Genomic DNA, 18,743 nt, shown 5'->3' with positions numbered 1-18,743 from the left:
TATACATGACAATCACGACGGAGCAGTCAGACTGGTTTTCCGCGACCTTCGCGATGATGGTCGACAATGTGGAGCAGGTCGTTCTCGGCAAGCGCCACGTAATTGAACTCGCCTTCACCGCGATGGTCAGCGAGGGCCACCTGCTGCTCGAGGACTACCCGGGTACCGGCAAGACCTCGCTCGCCCGCGCCATGTCGCAGACCGTGCAGGGAGTCTCCACGCGCATCCAGTTCACCCCGGACCTGCTGCCCGGCGACGTCACCGGCATCACCGTCTACGACCAGAAGACCGGCGAGTTCGAGTTTCACAGCGGACCGATCTTCGCCAACGTCGTGCTCGCCGACGAGATCAACCGCGCCAGCCCGAAGACCCAGTCCGCGCTGCTCGAAGCGATGGAAGAGGGCAACGTGACCATCGACGGCGTTACCCGCTCAACCGGTGTGCCGTTCCTCGTGATCGCCACCCAGAACCCGATCGAGCAGGCCGGCACCTACCGGCTGCCCGAAGCGCAGCTCGACCGGTTCATGATGAAGGCGTCGCTCGGCTACCCCGACCTCGCCTCGACCATTCGCATTCTCGAGGGCACCGCCGACGTGCGCCACGAACTCGCCCCGGTGATCACCCCGCAGGCGCTCGTGAGCATGAGCGACATCGCCCGCGGAGTGTTCGTGAACCCCCTGGTCTACGACTACATCGGCCGTCTGGTCGAGGCCACCCGGGATGCCCGCCAGGTGCGCATGGGCGTCAGCGTGCGTGGCGCCCGCGCCCTCACCAAGGCCGCCAAAACCTGGGCCGTCGCCCACGGCCGCACCTTCGTGACCCCCGACGACGTCAAGGCCCTCGCCGACCAGGTGCTCGCGCACCGCATGGTGCTCGACCCGGAGGCCGAGTTCGACGGCGTCACCGCGAGCGCCGTCATCGGCCAGATTCTGCTCGACGTCGTACCGCCCAGTCGGAGTGACCTGGCGTGAGCTTCCACACCGAATCGCGGCGCTCCCAGACCTCAAATCTGGCGCGAACCAGCACCCAGACCAGGTCTGCAACGCACACCCGGTACAGCACCACGCGCACGAACCAGTCAACAACGTTGACCCTCGTGGGCGCCGTCGTGCTCTGGATGCGGGTTTCGCGAATTGTGCGAAACGGTGCGCGGGTATCCGTCGAATGGGTGGGCGAAACGGTCACGCCGGCCGGCTGGGTCGTCGTCGCCACGGCGATCGTGCTGCTGCCGCTCGGCCTCGTTTTCGGCTGGACCGAACTGATCGTCACCGGCTGTGTGGCGGTCGCCCTCATTCTCATCTCCCTGCCCTTTCTGGCCGGCGGGCGCGCCTACAGCGTCGACTTCGTGCTGCCGGTCGACCGGGTGGTGGCCGGCTCCGAGGTTTTGGGCACCCTCACCGTCACCAACGTGTCCAAACGGCTCGAGCTGCCGGGTCGCGTCGACGTTCCCATTGGCAAAGGCCTGGCGGATGTCTACGTGCCGCTCCTCCGCAGCGGTCAGGTTCACGAAGAGCACGTTCGCGTGCCGGCCTACCGCCGCGGTGTGATTGACGTGGGCCCGGTCACGACCGTGCGCAGCGACCCGCTCGGTGTGCTCGGCCGTGAAGTGGCCTGGGCCGACGTCAACCGCCTGTTCGTGCATCCGGTGACCGTATCGATTCCGAGCACGAGCGCCGGGTTCGTGCGCGACCTCGAGGGCAACCCCACGAGTGACATCGTCGACTCCGACATCTCCTTTCACGCCATTCGCGAGTACGCGCCGGGTGACGGGCAGCGGCACATTCACTGGAAATCCACCGCGAAGACCGGCAAGCTCATGGTGCGCCAGTTCGAAGAAAGCCGCCGCTCCCGCCTGGCCATCGTCTTGAGCCTCAACGATGCCGAATACGCGTCGGAGGACGAGTTCGAGATGGCGGTCAGCGCCGCCGGTTCGCTCGGCGTGCGCGCCATTCGCGACGGCCGCGATTTGGCCGTCGTAGCGAGCGAGGAAATCCCCGATATCGTGCGGAAGAGCATCCGTTCGGTACGCAGCCTGAGCGTCGTGTCGACGCGCACTCTGCTCGACGACCTCACCGCCATCGAAACCAGCTCGCACGCGATGCACATCGAAGACGTCTGCGTGCTCGCAGCGCAGGTCGTGCCCGACATCTCCATCGCCTTCGTGATTTGCGGTTCGGCGATGACCGCTCGGCGTCTGCAGGCTCTCACCCTCAAATTTGCCGGCAACGTGCAGGTCGTCGCCGTATTGTGCAACCCCAACGAACAGCCGAGCTTTCGTGACCTGGCCGGCACCAGCGTGCTGACCATCGGTGTGCTCGACGACTTGCAATCCCTGCTGAGTCGACGAGCAGCATGAGCGCGCCCGAAGTTCAGCCCATGCGACCTGCGACCGGTGCCGTGCCGACCACCCGCCCGCGCCGTGGGCCGGTCCCACGCCGGCGTGCCTGGGTGATCAACGCCGTGTTCATCGTGGCGATGATGCTCGTTGCCGTGTGGGCGGCCTGGCCGATCTACCAGGACGTGAGCTACCTGATCATGGCGGCCGGAGCGATTCTCACCGGCCTGGCTCTGGCCTGGCTCGGCGCCCGTCGAGGCTGGAGCTGGTTCACCGTGCTGCTGACCGTGCTGGGCGCTTACCTGCTGCTCGGCGTACCGCTCGCGGCGCCGACCGCCCTCACGAGTGTGCCGAACGCCGTCGGCGGGCTGCTCGACCTGGTGACCGCGACGGTCTTCAGCTGGAAAGAACTCGTCACCATCCAACTGCCGGTCGGCTCCTATCAGTCGCTGCTCGCCCCCGCCTTTCTGCTGTTTCTCGGCGGCACCACTGTGGCACTCTCGCTGGCCTGGCGCGGCGGCCGGCTCATGGCCCTGGCCGTGCCGCTGATCTTTGCCGTGCAACTGTTCGGCCTCGTCTTCGGGTCGAGTGCCGTGAGCGTTCCGCTGACTTTTTTTAGTGTGAGTTTGCCGGCACCACGCGAAAGCCTGATCGGCCTGGCCGCCCTGCTGCTGGCCTTCGGCTTTCTGGCCTGGCGCACCCACCTCGCCCGCAGCGAGGCACTCGACCTGGCTGCCCGCACCACCGGGGTGCGGCGCACTCCCGGCGGCCTCGGCGGTCGCCTGCGCCGGGCCATTCTCGCCGGCGGGGTGCTCGTTCTCGCCATCGGCGTCACCCTCGGCGGGCTGTCGGCCGTTGCCGCGACGCCGACCCGTGAGGTGCTGCGGAGCAGCATCGACCCGGCCGTCGAACTGCGCGAATACGTCAGCCCGCTCAGCCAGTACCGCAGCTATTTCAGCGCCGAGCAGTACGACGCCGAGCTGTTCACGCTATCCGGCCCGGCCATCGACGACGGCACCGACTCCCGCGTGCGCCTCGCCGTGCTCAGCTACTACGACGGAGAAGTCTTTCGGGTCGTCGACCCCGCCGCGGGCGAGAGCGACCAGGCCACCGCCTTCGCCCGGGTGCCGCACGCGCGCGGGGCGAGCGCGGACAGCGTCACGACCCGGTTCGACATTGCCGGCTACAGCGGCGTCTGGATGCCGGGGGCCGGCGCGCTGTCGAGCATCCGCTTTGCCGGTGATCGCGCGGCTGACCTGAGCGACGGCTTTTTCTACAACGCGGGTACGGCATCCGGAATTCAACTCAAAGCCCTCGAGCGCGGCGACCGCTACACGATCGTCTCCGACTCACAAGCGGATGCGACGGACCTCGCCTCTCTCGCCAGCCCGGCCGGTGACGCGATCGATGAAACGCTGATTCCGCAGAGCCTGGTCGACTGGGTCGACGCCCAGGCCGTCACACGCGATGGCACCGGCCTGGCCGAACTCGTCACCCGCCTGCGCGAGCGCGGCTACCTCAGCCACTCCCTGACCGTGCCGGCGGTGGACTCCTGGACCGCCGACCTCGGCGACTACCAGTTCTCGCCGAGCTTGTCCGGACACTCGGTCGCCCGCATCGACGCTCTCTTCACCGCGCTGCTGGAGAAGCAGAACAGCACGACCGCCACCGAGAATTCCCAGCTTGTGGCAGCTATCGGCGACGACGAACAGTTCGCCGTCGCTACCGCACTGCTCGCTCGTCACCTCGGCTTTGAGTCCCGCGTGGTGCTCGGATTCACCCTGGGATCCGGCGCTGATTCGGGCGCACCCGGGGCGTGCCGGGGCGGAGTCTGCTCGGGCCAGAACCTCGCGGCCTGGGTCGAAGTGGCCAGCGGCGACGGCGGCTGGATCACCCTGGACGCGACCCCGCAGTTTCAGAACCCGCTGTCACCCATCGACGACACGACCCGCGACCCGCAATACAATACCGAGGTCATCGCCGAAGGTGCAACCGAGCAGCGCGCGCCCGAGGCGAACCCGACCAACGGTGAAGACCAGCCGGAGCAGGACCCGGTCACCGGCACCGATCTGGCCTGGCTGTTCGCGATCCTGAAGGTCGGCGGCATCAGCCTGGCCGCGCTGCTCGCGATCAGCACCCCGTTCCTGGTCATTCTCGGTGCCAAATTCAAGCGTCGACGTGACCGGGCCCGCGCGGCCGACGTATCGGCCAGGTTCGCGGGCGGCTGGGACGAATACATCGACGCCGCCGTCGACCGCGGTTTCAGCGACCAGGGCAGCATGACCCGGGTCGAGACCGCCTCGTACTACGAATCGGCGGGCGGTTCCCAGCTTGCGACCCTCGCCGACCGGGCTGTCTTCGGGCCGGTGTCACCTCAGGTCGACGAGAGCGACGCCTTCTGGGCGCTCGTCACGGCCGAACGCGCCGGCCTCGCTGCCAGTGGAACCCGGCGGCAACGCCTGCGCGCAGCCATCTCGCTGCGCTCCTTCTCTCGACTGGCGGATGCCCGCCACCTGTTCACTTTTCGCCGACGCTCAGCTCGATACGACGTCATCACCGTTCGCCCGAACCGGCGCGACACCAGCAGATTGGGGGAGCGGCCGCCGATCAGCGGCCGTGAAGCATAAATGGATGAATCATCTGGAGCGGCGATAGCCGTAGTTGTGGTGGCCGTGCTGCTCGGCCTCGGCCTGTATGTGTTCTCGTCGATCGCCCTCGGCAAGGTCTTTCTGAAACTCGGCGAGCAGGCTTGGAAGGCCTGGGTGCCGATCGTCAACACCATCACCCTGCTTGAGCTCGGTCGGTATTCGGCCCTGTGGGTGATTGGCATGTTCATTCCGGCCGCGAACCTGGTAGCCCTCGTCGTGTTCATCATGGCGGTCAACAACGTCAACCGACGTCTGGGGCACGGCGGCGGGTTCACCCTGCTCTACCTGATCTCCTTTCCCATCTGGGCCGGCGTGCTCGGGTTCGGAAAGTCGGTCGACACCGGCTGGATGCCGGGCATAGCCGCGACCGGATACGTACCGTTCGCCCCCGTGACGCTGCTGTCACTGGCGCCGGCACAGCCGGCCGTTCCCACGCCGGTCGGCCACAACGCTGCACCTTCGATGCCGCTGGCCTCCATGCCGCCGGCGCCCCCTGCACCGGCGGCTCAGTTTGCCGGACCACCACTGCCACCCTCCCCGCCCGCAGCGTTTGCGGCGACCGCCCCACCGGCCCCGCCGGCCCCGCCGGCACCAGCAGCGCCGCACGGTCTGCCGACCAGCCCGCCGCCGTTCTACGTGAGTGCACCGCCGGCGCCGCCGGTATTCTCCGCCCCGCCTGCCCCGCCTGCCCCGCCTGCCCCGCCTGCCCCGCCTGCCCCGCCTGCTGTGCCGGTGCTGTCGGCTCCGGCCGTTGTTCCAGCCCCGCCTGCCCCACCCGCCCCGCCGGTATTGCCGGCACCGCCGGCACCGCCGGTAGCCTCTGCTCCGCCGGCGCCGCCGGTTGTTGCGGCACCGCCCGTTGCGGCCGCCGCACCGGCCAACCCGTGGGCTCCGCCGGCGCCGGTCGTTCAGGTGAGCGCCGCACCGGTCGCTGCTGCGGCTAGTGGGCCAGGGACCGCGGAACTCCCCATGGCCTTGCCCGGCGAGCTCGCCGCAGCCGCCGCCGAGATCGCCGCCGGGGTAGCCGTCGCAGCGGTCCCCGCCGCACTTCCCGCGCCAGTCGCCGCTGAAGTCGACGACGAAGCCGGCGACGACCTCGACGAAACGATGATCGTGGCGCGCCGCATGAAGCCGTGGACGCTCGAAACCGAGCACGGTCTCAAAGTGTCGCTCACCAAACCGGTCGTGCTGCTCGGGCGCAACCCCGCACGTGGCGGCGCACACACCGACGCACAGTTGGTTCCGCTGCACGACCCCGGCAAGACGGTGTCGAAGACGCACGCCCGTCTGGACTTTGTCGAAGGTGCCTGGGGTATCAGCGACCTGCACTCGACCAACGGCGTCGTGCTCATTGATGGGGGCGGACTGGAGAATGAACTCGATGCGGGTGCGAGCGCGCCCCTGACCGATCGGTTCCTGCTGGGGGAGCTCGCGGCGCGCATCTACCTGGAGGCCTGAGTCGTGACGCACCTCGCCGAACAGCGAGCGACCAGTGCTGGGGTGTCGCTGCAGTGCGGCTCGCGCACCGATGTCGGCCGCAAACGGCACGAGAATGAAGACTCGCTGCTGGCGTCCCAACCGGTGTTCATCGTCGCAGACGGCATGGGCGGGCTGGAGGCCGGCCAGCGGGCCAGCTCCGCTGTGATCGCCGAGTTCCGGGGCTGCGTCGGCCGCACCTATGTTGCGGCCGGTGACGTGGTGGCCGCGGTCGAGCGCGCCCACACCAGCGTGCGCGCCGTGTCGGATTCGACCGGGCGCGGCGCGGGTAGTACTCTCACCGGCCTGGTGCTCATCGACCACGAAGATGCCCCACACTGGCTCATCGTGAACGTCGGCGACTCGCGCGTCTACCGCCTGCACGGCGGCGACTTTCAGCAGCTCACCGTCGACCATTCCCTCGCCCAGGAACTCATCGAGGAAGGGTCACTGCTCAAAGCGGATGTCGCCAGCTTCGCCCGCAAAAACGTCATCACCCGCGCGATGGGTGCCGACAACAGCAGCGCCGACTACTGGCTGCGACCGGTCGTGACCGGCGAACGACTGCTGGTGTGCTCCGATGGCCTCAGCGGCGAGCTCTCCGACGAAGCGATCAAGGCCGGTCTGACCCTCGGCGGCAGCACCCAGCAGACGGCCGACGCGCTGCTCGCCGGGGCCCTCGAGCACGGCGGCCGCGACAACGTTTCGGTGATCGTGATCGATGTCATCGCCGGCGGGGTCAGCTCCTGGCACGGCGTCGCGATCGGCGACGACCACTCCGACACCATCGATACCCGCACCGAAGACACCCGACCGGTGCAACGAGTGGCCCGCAATGCAGCCCGCTGACCCGAGCGCGCCACCCCCGGAACCGGTGGCAGACCTGCCCGACATCGACGACACCGATGACACCGACACCGATGACACCGACGACACCGACAGCGACGACACCATTATCGTTTCGCGCACGATGGACGAACACACCCGCATCGTGCAACGCGGCAGTGATGAACACACCCGCCGTGTGCTGCGACCGGCCCGTACGAAGGCACCAGATGCGGCCGACCCGACTGATGACCCGACTGATGACCCGACTAATGGCCCGGACGACGAGGCCACCGTGCGTTCCTCCCGGGGCAGCACGGCGGCCGATACCCTCCTGAACGGACGGCGAGCGGCCGCCCCCCTGCACACACCGGTCGTGGATTCCCTGCAACGGCGCTACCAGCCGCCGCAGGTGCAGAGCGGTGAGAGCGTGCGCTACGCGGCGCGGCCGACACCGGCCATCATTCCGCCAAAGAACCCGCTGCCCCTCGCCGACGTGCAGCCCGACCTGGCCCGTCTCCGTCTCGCCGACGCGGCCGCCGAGATTCGCGAGCGTGCCGCGGTCACGAAGCGTCGCCGTCGCCGAGTGACCCTGACGTTGATCATCTCGATCACCGTTCTGGTCGTTCTCGCAGCCGCCGCGTACACGGTCTTCACCATTCTCACCTGGTAATGGCGACCGCTACCCGCTACCGCCCCCTCACTTCGTACCCGTCTACCAGCACTGACCATCTAGGAGCATTTCTCTCGTGACAGATTCCACCTCCCCCCTCTATCGGGAAGCCGCCGACCCGGCGACCTCGCAGGCCCGGCTCGCCGAAATCGCTGCCGCCCACCACGAGCTGCACCCCGTCATCGCCGGAAATCCGTCGTGCTACCCGGCCCTGATTGAGTGGATGCTCCAGCTCGGCACGATCGCGCCCGTGATCGCGCCGCCCGCAGTCGCGCCCGCCGTTATCGCGCCGGCGACCGAGCCGGCGGCATCCGCTTTGGTGAATCCCTATGCCCAGCCGGGTCAGGCTCAGGCTGGCCAGGCCCAGCCGGGCCAAACACCCAAGAGACCGCGCAAGAAACTGCTGATCTGGGGCTCAATCGGGGTCGTCGTGCTGTTGGTCGCCGGCGGCGGCATCTGGGCCTACGGGGCCATCTTCTCGAAGCTGGGCGGGGCATCCTCACCGACTGCTGCGGTCGAAAAGCTGCTCGAGGGCACCGCCGATATGGACTTGATCAGCCTGTACGGCTCGCTGTCTCCCGCTGAGATCGAATCGTTCAAGGCTCCGATCGACCAGCTCGGCACCATCGCCATGGACGACGAGAACGGCGACCCGGTTGATATGCCGGAGCTCATCAACACCGTCGTCGACAGCCTCAACATCACCCTGACCGGGCTCGAACTCGAGTCTGAAGACATCGAAGAGGGCATCGCCGTCGTCACTATCACCGCGGGTGAGATGACCATGAACGGTGATGCTGAAACGATCACCGACGCCTACCTCGAGGTCGTCGCGCCGCAGCTGCGCCTGCAGCAGGAGTCGTGGGGCTACGACGACAGCGACACCGATTCCATGATCGCCGACCTGCGCGAGTCGTCGATCGACGAACTGAACGACATGCTGCCGTACACGCAGACCGCCGCCGACCTGGCCGACTCGCTCGGACACGACGCCAGCATCGTCACCGTTCGCGAGGGTGGCTCCTGGTACGTCAGCCCGCTGCTGACGACCGGCGAGAACATTCTGCAGAGCGGATCGAACGCCCGAGGCAGCCTGGTCCCCGAAGGCGACGTGGCGTCGTTCGACACCGCCGACGCCGCTGCCGAAGGATTCGCCGAAGCCGTGATCGCGTTCGGCGAGAACGGCGACTACGGCGACCTCGCCGCGGTTCTGCCCGAGGCCGAACGTCGCTTTCTCAGCCTCTACGGTGACGCCCTCATGCCCACCGACGGTGACGGCGACTACGACAACCTGCAGATCACCGATTTCGCTGTGACTCCGCAGATTGAGGGCAATACGGCGCGCCTCGACATCGACAGCATCGTGATCGAGGGCGACGGCTACAACTGGCCGTACCGCACCGAATTCAACGGAGTCTGCGTCACCACCGATTCGGGCTACTCGTCGTTCGACGGATGCCTCGACGACGCGTCCTGGATGAAAGAACTCGGCGCCGACAGCTGGCGAGTTCTCTCCGTGCAGGAGAAAAGCGGATGGTTCGTCAGCCCCATGCGCACCGTGGCCGACGTGACCGGCATCGCCGTGGACAACCTGGTGCGACTCAGCCAGGACGGCAAACTCGACCGGCTCTACCAATAACCCCCGCGCAGCACCGTGACACGAAACCAGAACGAAGACAGAGGACTCAGATGACCTTCGACCCGAACGCCCCCCAGCAGCCGCCGGCAGTTCCGCAGTATGCGGCGCCCGTCGCGCCGCCACAGTACGCGGCCCCGCAGCAGTACGCCGCGCCCGCAGCTGCGCCACAGTACGCCCCGGCACCGACCCGACCGAACCCGTTCGCCGGCATCCCCGCCTCCGACTGGGCGCGCGACGGCGGAGCACTGCTGTTGCTCCTCATCTCCCTGGCCCTACCGTGGATGAACAGTCCCGACACCTACAACATGAGCGAAACGATCGGAGCGACCGGCCGCATCGAGGTCATCCTGATCACGCTGCTGTCGCTGTTCTCGCTCAGCCTCACCTACCTGCTGCGCGCCGGCGTCTTCGGGCCGGGCGTCGGGCTCGCCCAGATCTGGTTGATCCGACTGTTGGTCAACGTCCCATACGCGCTCCTCGTGCTGGGGTTCATGCTCATTGACGCCTTCTCGAAGGATCAAACGACCGGGCTCGGCTACGCGGCTGCCTTCGGACTGGCCGGCGCCTTCCTCGCCGCCCAGCCTCGTTCCGCCGAACTGGTCGGCATCGTCGGCTACCACCCGATCGCTCGAATCTGGCACCGCATCGTGATTGGATACGGCGCCGTGGTGGCATTGACCGTGCTGGGCGCGCTGGTTCTCGGACTGGTCGCGTCGACATCCGCTCAGGTCAACGCCGTGGTGCTGCTCACCGCGGTCGTGGCCGTGCTGGCCGGCGTCGCTGCCGTGCTGCTGCCGATCTATGGGATCATTCGCGGCAGCGCGATCTGGCTCACCGTCGGCCGCACGCTCGGCGGCATCGCCGTCGCCGTCATCACGATCGACGCATTCACCGATTTTGCTCTGTCCGTGGGCGGTATCGAGTCGCTCAGTTGGGGAGGCTACCCGCTCATTCTGCTCGCCGGGCTGCTCGGCCTGGCCTCGGCACCGGCGCTGCGTTTGGCGATGGTGCCGATCGAACCGATCGCCAAATGGTTCGGCGTGGCCTCGCTCACTCTCATTCTCATCATCAGCGCCGCGGGTCTAAGCCTGCTGCTGGTCATCGCCAACCTCATTGGGAGCGGTACCAATACCGGTTCCACCGGTCTGAACATCGGTGCCACGATCGTGCTCTCCATCATCATTGTGGTGGCCATCATCGCCCGCACAACGCTGCGGTCGAACCCGGCCGGCAGCCAGTGGCTCGTGCTCGGGCTGACCGGCGTCGTCACCGTGCTCGGTATCGTCTTCGTCGTGCTGCGCGCCCAGACCCTCAGCTACGAGAACGTCGGCGAGCTCTATTCCTGGATGTTCGATGGCGCGGCGTACAGCTCCTTCTCGCTGATCATCCTCACGACCGCGGCGACGCTGAGTCTCGCCCTCGCGTTCGGACTGCCAGCCCTGGTGTTCTACTCGCTCACCGCCCCGGCCGCCGTTCGTGGCTACTTCACCCAGTACGGACCGGTTCGGGCCCAGGCTCAGGCCACCTACACGGGCTATGCGCCGGTTCCGCCGGTTGCGCCCGTTTCGGCTGTTCCGCCGGTTCCGCCGACCGCGCAAGCGGATGCCGCGGCGCCGGTCGTGCAGGCACCCGCCGCTGTCGCAACCGTGACTCCGGCGGCCTTCGTTGCGCCCGCAGCACCCGTTGCTGCCGCAACCGTGACTCCGGCGGCCTTCGTTGCGCCCGCAGCACCCGTTGCTGCCGCACCCGCAGCGGCTGCACCTGTCGCGCCGCCGGTACCCCCGGTCGCGCCGCCAGCTCCGCCGGCACCGGTCGAAGCGCCAGCCGAGCCGGCACCCGAACCGGCAGCCGCAGCGCCCGTCGCAGTTCCCAGCCCGGCCAGCCTCGCGGCCGGCGATCCGGCGACCTCGGCCGCCGAGCTCTATGACCTGGCGCAGAAGCACCCGGAGGTCTGGCCGCAACTAGCGGGCAACCCGAGTGCCTACCCCGACCTGCTCACCTGGTTGGCGCAGTCGCCCGACCCGCTCGTGCAGCAGGCGCTGCGCGCCCGCGGCCTCTAGCCCCACCGAACACCTGCGACCGCACCCCACTCATCCCCAACCCGGAGCCAGCCCGTGAATCCCACGCTTATCGCCCTGCAGAACCTCGCAGCTGACCCTCAGAGCAGCCCGGAGCGGCTCGCCGAGCTCGCCCAGCAGCATCCGGAACTGCGGGAGATCATCGTGAACAACCCCGCGAGCTATCCCGGGCTTCTGCAGTGGATCGCCGATGTGACAGCGGCAGATCTGGCTGCAACAGATCTGGCTGCGCCCGACCCAACGAGTACCGATCCGGCTCCCGAGCCGGCCGCTCCAGAGACCAAAACGGTGCCGCCGGAACGCAAGGCGCGCTGGTGGATCGCCGTGGCTGCGGCATCCGTTCTGGCACTCATGCTCGCGAGCGGCGCCGGCGGAGTCTTCGCCGGTTGGGCCGTCGCCAACCATCTGGTGGTCGCCGAGGTCTCCCGCACGAGCCCGGAGGTGATCACCGTAGCGCTGCCCGAATACCAACCGGGCGACGTGGCCATCATGCCCGATGTGCGCGGACTCGACACCGAGCGGGCCATGCAGGCCATCGTCGACGCGGGGGTGCCGGCCGAACTCATCGAGGTCGCCACCCGCCCGGCCGCTGGCGTGGTCGGCGTCATCGTGCAGCAGACGCCGGTCTTCGGCGCCGAAAACCCCACGAGCGTGACGATCCTGGAATCCACGCCCGCCATTGTGCCCGACTTTGCCGGCCGCCCAGCCGCCGAGATCATCGATGAGCTGCAGGGTATGGGCGCCCGGGTCGAGCAGACGCGCCAGTATGTTCCCGGCGCCGTCATCGGCACGGTCACCAGCATTGTTCCGGCGCCCGGATCGGCCCTGCCCGAATCGGTCGCCATCGTGATTGCCGACAGTGCGTCACGTGTCTCGCTCGACGACATCGATCCGACCAAGGGATCGACCAGCTTCGGCAGTACCCAGTCGGTCGGCGGCCAGGACTACGACGACGCGGTGACGGTGTCGGCCAGCCCAGACACCGAGACGGTCACCTGGACGCTCGGCGGCCACGTCGCGGAGGTTACCGGCTCGCTCGGCCTCGAAGACGACCAGTACAGTGACGAGTCCATCACCGTTGTGGTGCTCGCCGACGGTGCCGAAATCGCCCGCTACGCGCTCGCCGAGGGGCCTCCGGTGGCGTTCAGCTGGCTCGTCTCCGGCGTGACAACCCTGTCGGTGCAAGTCACGAGCGCCGAATCTGATTACGGTTCGTACCTCGTGCTCATCACCCCGGAAGTCCTCGGCAGCATCGACGAACTGGGAAAACTCTAAGTGAGCGCCTCGGGGGCCGCTCCTAAGCCGCGTCGCCGCGCGGCACTCATCCTGATCGCCGCCGGAGTCGTCGTCACCCTGGTGCTGGCGATCGGCGTGGTCTGGTTTCTCATCGACGGCCGAAACAGTGCCGCCGCGGGCACCCTTGATGGCCTCGACGACGCCGGCTCGGCCGGAAGCTGGCACGCCGTCGAACCGTTCGACGTCGGGTCAGACGACCTGGTGGCGAATGCCGGGACCGAGTTTTCCATTGACCGAGCGGATGCCGCCCTCCCGAAAAATACCACCTCCGTTCTGCTCCAACTCGAGATCGTTCCCGGCACCGAACCCGGCGCCATCGTCATCGGCTCACAGCCGACCGTCACCCCCATCGTGAGCTTCAGCGCCAACGCGCCGGGCACGACCTCGCAGCTCGTACGGCTCGACGACACGGGCTCGTTCACCCTCACCGCCGACCAGTCGGTTGCCGTCACCCTCACCCTGTTCGCCTACCTGCAGGTGGCAGGCAAGGGCGAGCCGGCGGTTGCACCGGGCGGCAGTGCGGCCATCGAGCCTCGCCTCGTGATCGACACGAGCGCCGGTCTCGGCGGCACGCTCGCCGCCCTCAACTCACCGATCATGCTGAGCCCCCAAGGTCTCGGCGCGGTACCGACCGACGACGTGGCGGCCGTCTGGCTGCAGGTTGCCCTGCTCGGTTCCGACGCGCGGCTCAGCCTGCCCACCGCGGGCACCGATGACGCCCCGGCGGTCGTGCACAGCCGCGGATCATGGAGCAACGCCCTGATTCTCGTTCCGCTCGATGACCGCGGCCTGTTCCAGTGGAGCTTCAGCGGCACTGTCGACGCCGTGCGCGCGAGCGTCACCGGCTGGGTTGCCGGCCAGAGCCGCTCGCTCGACGCCGCCACGATCGTCGGCGGGCTCGTTCCGGTCGCCACCACAGCCCTCGACACTGCCCTCGAATCGAATGGCCTCGCGCCGACCCTGCCGAAGGGCATCGCCACGGCGTCAGTCGGCTCCGCCCTCTACAGCGTCGAGGTCACCAGCGCCACTCCCGGTACCGTAAGCGCCGACGCCGGTGACAGCCTGGCCGACGACCGACGTGAGACGACCCTGCCAGTGCGCGGGGCGGCATCCACTCTGGTCATCGCCGGCCCCGGCGGCACCATCAGCCTGCCCGACGGCGCGATCGCCGACTCACTCACCCTGCTCGGCTACTTTCCCACCGCGCTGCCGGCCAACGACAACCCGCCCACGCTCACCATCACCGAACCGGCACAGGACGGCACGGTCAATCTCGGCGACGCCGGCGGAACCTTCGTCATTCACGGCACGATCGACGAAGCGGATGCCGGCGTGCAGCTCGTCGAGGTGCGCCTCGGTAATCGCCTTATCGGCAGTGCTCGCGTCGACACCACCACGACTCCGCCGCGGTGGAGCATCGAGACCTCAGCGACCCCCGGCAGCCACGAGGTGAGCGCCACGGTAACGGACTGGGCCGGCCAGACCGGGCAGGACGAGGTCGCGTTCACCGTGGAGGTACCGGCTGCAACTGAGGCGGTCGCCAACAACCGCACCGTCGTGCTCGAGGAGGCGAGCCTGGACGTGGCGTCGAACCTGACCGCCTCGTCGATCTCGTTTGCTGGGCTGTCTCCGGCCGTCGTCGGCGAGTTCATCGTTGCCGGGGTGTCGGAGGCGACGCCGGACGGCATCATGCGCGAGGTCATCGCGGTGGAACTCATCGACGGGCTCGTGGTCGTGACGACTCGGCCGGCGGCATTCGGCGACATCGTGCTGCAGGTGAATCATCGGGTCGTCGAGCAGGCTCTGCTTCCCGACACGGCCCTCACGCCGCCGGCCACTGCCAGTGGTGCCGCGAGTAGTTCCACCGAAGGCAACCGCCCGGTCGTGCTGCCGGCGTCGTACAACGCCGCCGCCGACCCGGCCGGCCTCCCCACGACGGACCTGGCGGAAACCAAGCGCATCGGTGTCGTCGACCTCAGCGCCACCGTCTCCGTCACGACCGAGCCCGAAGTCTCGGTGGAGTACGAGAGCAAGAGCAACGACCTCAAGATGAGCATCACCGCGTCCGCCGAGGGCGCCGATGCGAGCTTCTCGGCCGGCGACACCGAGCTGTCAGTGCCAGAGCCCGCCGCCAGCCCCAGCCCCACGCCGGCACCGGCGCCCAGCGCCGCACCGACTCCGAATAAACCCACGTTCAGCGGCGAAGCGAGCCTCGAGTTGGGTGTCGCCTTCGAACTGGTCAGCTACGCCACCCTGACCATTGAGATCGCACCGTTCTGGGAGTGGACCCGCGACGTGCGCACAGTGCTCGCCGACTTCGAATCGAGTGTCAAGCAACAACAGACCCAGACGATCGAGGTGAGTTCCTACGGCGAAATTGCCGTCGCTTACGGCTCGGGCAAGAAGCAACGCCGAGTGGGCCAGGTCGGCTCACCGCTGCAGGTGACCGCCGGCGACCTGCCCCACGTTTCGCTGGGGCGTCTGCTCGGAGTGATTCCGACTCCGGTCCCCATCCCCTGGGTGCTCACCTTCGACCTGAGCGCTGAGTTTGACTGGTCCCTGTCGCTGACCGGCACCACAACCTTCACGGCCGTTGAACGCATCACCCGCGAATTCGGTGTGCGCCTCGAGAACGGCAAGCTGCGGTCGTTCAACGACACCATCACCGAGACCGCCCCCACCGTGTGGAAGAGCGAACTCGAGGTCGCCCTCGGCGCCACTCTTGCCCTGCGGGTCGACGCGATGATCTACGACATGGCCGGGGTTTACTTTGGTATCAATATCAAGCCGGCCCTCACCGTGGGCTCGGTGGCCGAGGGCACCGTCGGCGAGGCGCCGGCATCCGTTGTCTTCTCGAGCACTTTCGACATCGTCGTGGAGGGTGTCATCGGCGTGAAACTCGAGGTTTTGGACAAGAATCTGCTCAGCTGGGAGGCTGAGCCGCTGCAGTTGTACAAGAAGGTGTTCTGGGACGAGGAGTACACCCTCGATGAGCTCGCCTACGCTCTGACCGGGGATGAGGCCTTTGCCCCGGACACCGAGCCCGACACGGCCACCGGAACGGGTAATCGCCCCCTGCTCGTGGTCGTTGACCTCTCCGGTTCGATGTCCGGTGAACGCATCGAGAAGGCGCAGGACGCCCTCACCGAGCTGGTGATGAGCCAGCCGCTCGGTTCGGAAATGGGAATCTGGACCTACGGCGGCGGCTGCGATGCGCCGGGGGATTACGCCATCGAGGTCGCCCCGGTGATGGGCACCGGCGACCTCGTCTCCGAGATCGCCGGCTTTACCGCGTCTGGAGGCACGCCCACCGCCGAGGCGCTGCTCGCAGCGACCAAACAGCTGCAGGAAGACGGCCTCAGCGGGGCCACCGTGGCCCTGGTCTCCGACGGGGAAAGCGGATGTGGAAACCCCTGCGAGGCTGCGGCGCAGATTCGCGCTCAGGGTTTCGACCTGCAGGTGCAGACCGTGGGTTTCCAGACCTCCGAACTCGGCGAAACCGAGCTCAAGTGCATCGCCGAGGAGACCGACGGCACCTACACCTCGGTCGACGACGTCGCTGCGCTCGCCGACAAGCTCGCCGAACTCGGTCGAGCCAGCATCGACCTCACGGTCGCGGCCGGCGACACCATTCTGGCCAACCAGCCCCAGAACGTTGACGTCACGGTGACGAACCCCTCGGGTCGAGACGCGGCCGACATCACCGTCGCGCTCACCTTTCCGAGCGGCGACCTGGTGCCGCTGGTCAGCCCGTCACCGCAACTTCTCTTCGGCAACCTGCCGCCCGGCGCCACCAGCACGCAGAGTGTGCAGCTCTACAGTGCAGTGCAAGACGCCGTCGGCACCACTGACTATCGGGTGATTGCCTGGGGTTCGGAGGTCGACGCCGTCATCGTCGAGGGCAGCTATGAGACCCTGCTAGAGCGCACTGATCCGATCGAGCCGGGAGCGATTTTGGCGGATGCCGCGGCGAGTGACTATCCCGCAGCTCTCGTCGGTGACGGCCCGGCCTCCGGCGGTTCAGACACGAACTGTGAGGCCGGTGAGAACAGCGGAGCCGTCGGGTACGCCGGCGCTCTCGCCGCATCGACCGACCTGGTCGTACTCGCCTGCGCCGCAACGTCGGGCAACAACCTGCTCGGCGCTGAGATGCCAGGTGGCGCAGACAACCAGCTTGAACGCCTCGCGGCCGAGCCCGCAGTGAGTGAGGTGGTCGTCTCGGTCGGCGCCGCCGACGTGGGGCTCGACGCCCTGCTCGCCCTGTGCGCGAGCTCCGGCTGCGCACTCGACGACCAGGCCGTTCGTACTGTGATCGGCAAGGTGCAGGAACTTGACCTCAGCCCGGTCTACCGCAGCATCTGGGCCACCGTGAACACCAAGCAAGCCCGCGAAGCTCGCGGCGGCACCCACGCACCGGTGATCGTGACGGCCTACCCGCAGCTGTTCTCGAGCGACCGCGGAATCGACTGCACCAAGGAATGGGGCCGCGCCGAAGCACGGGTGGGACACACCGTCATCGCCTACCTGAACGCGTCCCTTGAAACGGCAGCCCTGCGGGCGGCCGCTGACGGCTACGAGGTGTACTACGCCGCCGGGCCCGAAGATGCCCTGCAGCCCAACCACACCCTGTGCGACGACGACAGCTTCGTCACGGTGACCGATGAGGGGCAGCTCGCACCGGGCGTCGACGGCTTGACCGCGATCGGCGACACCCTGCTGCTCTGGAGCCAGAACCGTGCGCGTGTCGAACCGTCGGCATCCGCGCTGGCCAGCGCCGAGCTCTACGCGGTGCCGGCACCCGGACTGCTCAAGAGCGTTGACCGTGCGGTCTCCGGCCTCGCCAACCCCACGAAGCTGGCCGAGCTGGGGGTGAGCGGCCCAGCCGTGCACGTGTCGCCCGGGCAACAGGTGCGGGTGACCGGTTCCGGCTACCTGCCGGGCTCGCCGGTGGTCGTGACCCTCAGCGGTGACCCGAGCATTCTCGGTACCGCCACAGCGGATGCCGCCGGCCACGCCGAACTCACCGCCATCGTTCCACAGCACACGGCTCTGGGTACAGCGACCCTGACCATGAACGGTGCGGCTGAAACCGGAGTAGAACTGGAGCTGGTTCGCGAGCTGCGGATCGGCGCCCTGGTGCCGGTCTGGATCGTGGCCACGGTGTTCGGCGGTCTGATGATGCTATTGGCCGCGATCGGACTCGCGCTGTTCGCCCGGTGCCTGTTCGGTCAACGCCTAGCCGGCGGAGCTTCGCGTCGCAGCGCCAAGAAACTCGTTGGGCACCCGCGGAATCTCGCGCGCGGAGATGTCGGCGCCTGAAAGCACGGCCCTTTCAGGATGTGCAACCGAAACACTCTGGTGGACAGCGCGGTAAGGCTTAGGTGCGCCAGGGTGGTTCGGGGTTGGTGGTGTTGGCGCGGTGGCTGTGGGCGGGGCGCCAGGTTTGGGTGGGGTCCCAGAGTAGGGGGCCGCGTACTTGGGGTCGGCTGTTGATCATGCGGATTTTCCATCCGCTGGTGTCGATGGTGTGGTGGTGGAACCAGCAGAGGAGGGTGCCGTTGTCGATGTCGGTGCGGCCGTGTTGTTGCCAGGGGATGACGTGGTGGGTTTCGGTCCAGCGGGCGGGGATGGTGCAGCCGGGGATGATGCAGCCTCCGTCGCGGGCGGTGATGGCGGCGCGTTGTTTGGGGGTGAAGCAGCGGACTGTGTCGCCGAGGTAGAGCACGTCGCCGGTGTCGCCGACGATGACTTTCTGGGCGCCGCCGGAGCAGAT

At 67.8% G+C, this 18,743-nt stretch carries 11 protein-coding genes; 10 read left to right on the top strand and 1 reads right to left on the bottom strand.

Going from position 1 to position 18,743, the window contains the following annotated elements; all coding sequences use genetic code 11:
- Positions 1 to 5: 5 nt before the first annotated feature.
- The 10 genes from BLS91_RS15425 (at position 6) to BLS91_RS15365 (ending at position 18,289) form a co-directional block, all read left to right on the top strand.
- Positions 6 to 971 carry an AAA family ATPase gene (locus BLS91_RS15425; RefSeq protein ID WP_092341653.1) on the top strand — a complete coding sequence of 322 codons (966 nt, stop codon included), beginning with the start codon at positions 6 to 8 and terminating at the stop codon, positions 969 to 971.
- Positions 968 to 2,356 (top strand): DUF58 domain-containing protein, encoded by a 1,389-nt coding sequence (locus BLS91_RS15420; protein WP_092341652.1) that lies wholly within the window; start codon positions 968 to 970, stop codon positions 2,354 to 2,356. The genes BLS91_RS15425 and BLS91_RS15420 overlap by 4 nt, the downstream gene beginning before the upstream one ends.
- A complete protein-coding gene (locus BLS91_RS15415; protein WP_092341651.1) occupies positions 2,353 to 4,962 on the top strand; it encodes a transglutaminase domain-containing protein in 2,610 nt (869 codons plus the stop codon). The genes BLS91_RS15420 and BLS91_RS15415 overlap by 4 nt, the downstream gene beginning before the upstream one ends.
- A complete protein-coding gene (locus BLS91_RS20355; RefSeq protein ID WP_159433876.1) occupies positions 4,963 to 6,441 on the top strand; it encodes a DUF5684 domain-containing protein in 1,479 nt (492 codons plus the stop codon). It abuts the gene before it with no gap.
- A 3-nt stretch (positions 6,442 to 6,444) separates the two neighbouring features.
- Complete coding sequence (locus tag BLS91_RS15390) at positions 6,445 to 7,308, top strand: PP2C family protein-serine/threonine phosphatase (RefSeq protein WP_241983007.1); 864 nt, start codon at positions 6,445 to 6,447, stop codon at positions 7,306 to 7,308.
- Positions 7,295 to 7,957 (top strand): hypothetical protein, encoded by a 663-nt coding sequence (locus tag BLS91_RS15385; protein ID WP_092341647.1) that lies wholly within the window; start codon positions 7,295 to 7,297, stop codon positions 7,955 to 7,957. The genes BLS91_RS15390 and BLS91_RS15385 overlap by 14 nt, the downstream gene beginning before the upstream one ends.
- Positions 7,958 to 8,033: 76 nt before the next feature.
- Positions 8,034 to 9,596 (top strand): variant leucine-rich repeat-containing protein, encoded by a 1,563-nt coding sequence (locus tag BLS91_RS15380; protein ID WP_092341646.1) that lies wholly within the window; start codon positions 8,034 to 8,036, stop codon positions 9,594 to 9,596.
- Between the two features lie 50 nt (positions 9,597 to 9,646).
- A complete protein-coding gene (locus BLS91_RS20350; RefSeq protein WP_092341645.1) occupies positions 9,647 to 11,656 on the top strand; it encodes a DUF7937 domain-containing protein in 2,010 nt (669 codons plus the stop codon).
- A 54-nt stretch (positions 11,657 to 11,710) separates the two neighbouring features.
- Entirely contained in the window at positions 11,711 to 12,949 is a 1,239-nt protein-coding gene (locus BLS91_RS15370) for a variant leucine-rich repeat-containing protein (RefSeq protein ID WP_092341644.1), read from the top strand.
- Positions 12,950 to 18,289 carry a VWA domain-containing protein gene (locus tag BLS91_RS15365; protein WP_092341643.1) on the top strand — a complete coding sequence of 1,780 codons (5,340 nt, stop codon included), beginning with the start codon at positions 12,950 to 12,952 and terminating at the stop codon, positions 18,287 to 18,289.
- Between the two features lie 58 nt (positions 18,290 to 18,347).
- On the opposite strand, the gene BLS91_RS15360 is transcribed toward BLS91_RS15365, so the two are convergent.
- Positions 18,348 to 18,743 (bottom strand): HNH endonuclease signature motif containing protein (locus tag BLS91_RS15360; protein ID WP_139165822.1); only part of this gene is annotated, 396 nt, incomplete at its 5' end.

This window comes from Cryobacterium flavum (assembly GCF_900103805.1).
Classification (GTDB): domain Bacteria; phylum Actinomycetota; class Actinomycetes; order Actinomycetales; family Microbacteriaceae; genus Cryobacterium; species Cryobacterium flavum.
Note: the sequence above shows the minus strand (reverse complement) of the source record. Positions and strands in the feature narration are given on the sequence as shown.

Bases quoted from the DNA above. Each gene is read 5' to 3' on its own strand.
- BLS91_RS15415 (WP_092341651.1), top strand. From the start codon at position 2,353: ATGAGCGCGCCCGAAGTTCAGCCCATGCGACCTGCGACCGGTGCCGTG.
- BLS91_RS15385 (WP_092341647.1), top strand. From the start codon at position 7,295: ATGCAGCCCGCTGACCCGAGCGCGCCACCCCCGGAACCGGTGGCAGAC.
- BLS91_RS20350 (WP_092341645.1), top strand. From the start codon at position 9,647: ATGACCTTCGACCCGAACGCCCCCCAGCAGCCGCCGGCAGTTCCGCAG.
- BLS91_RS20355 (WP_159433876.1), top strand. From the start codon at position 4,963: ATGGATGAATCATCTGGAGCGGCGATAGCCGTAGTTGTGGTGGCCGTG.
- BLS91_RS15425 (WP_092341653.1), top strand. From the start codon at position 6: ATGACAATCACGACGGAGCAGTCAGACTGGTTTTCCGCGACCTTCGCG.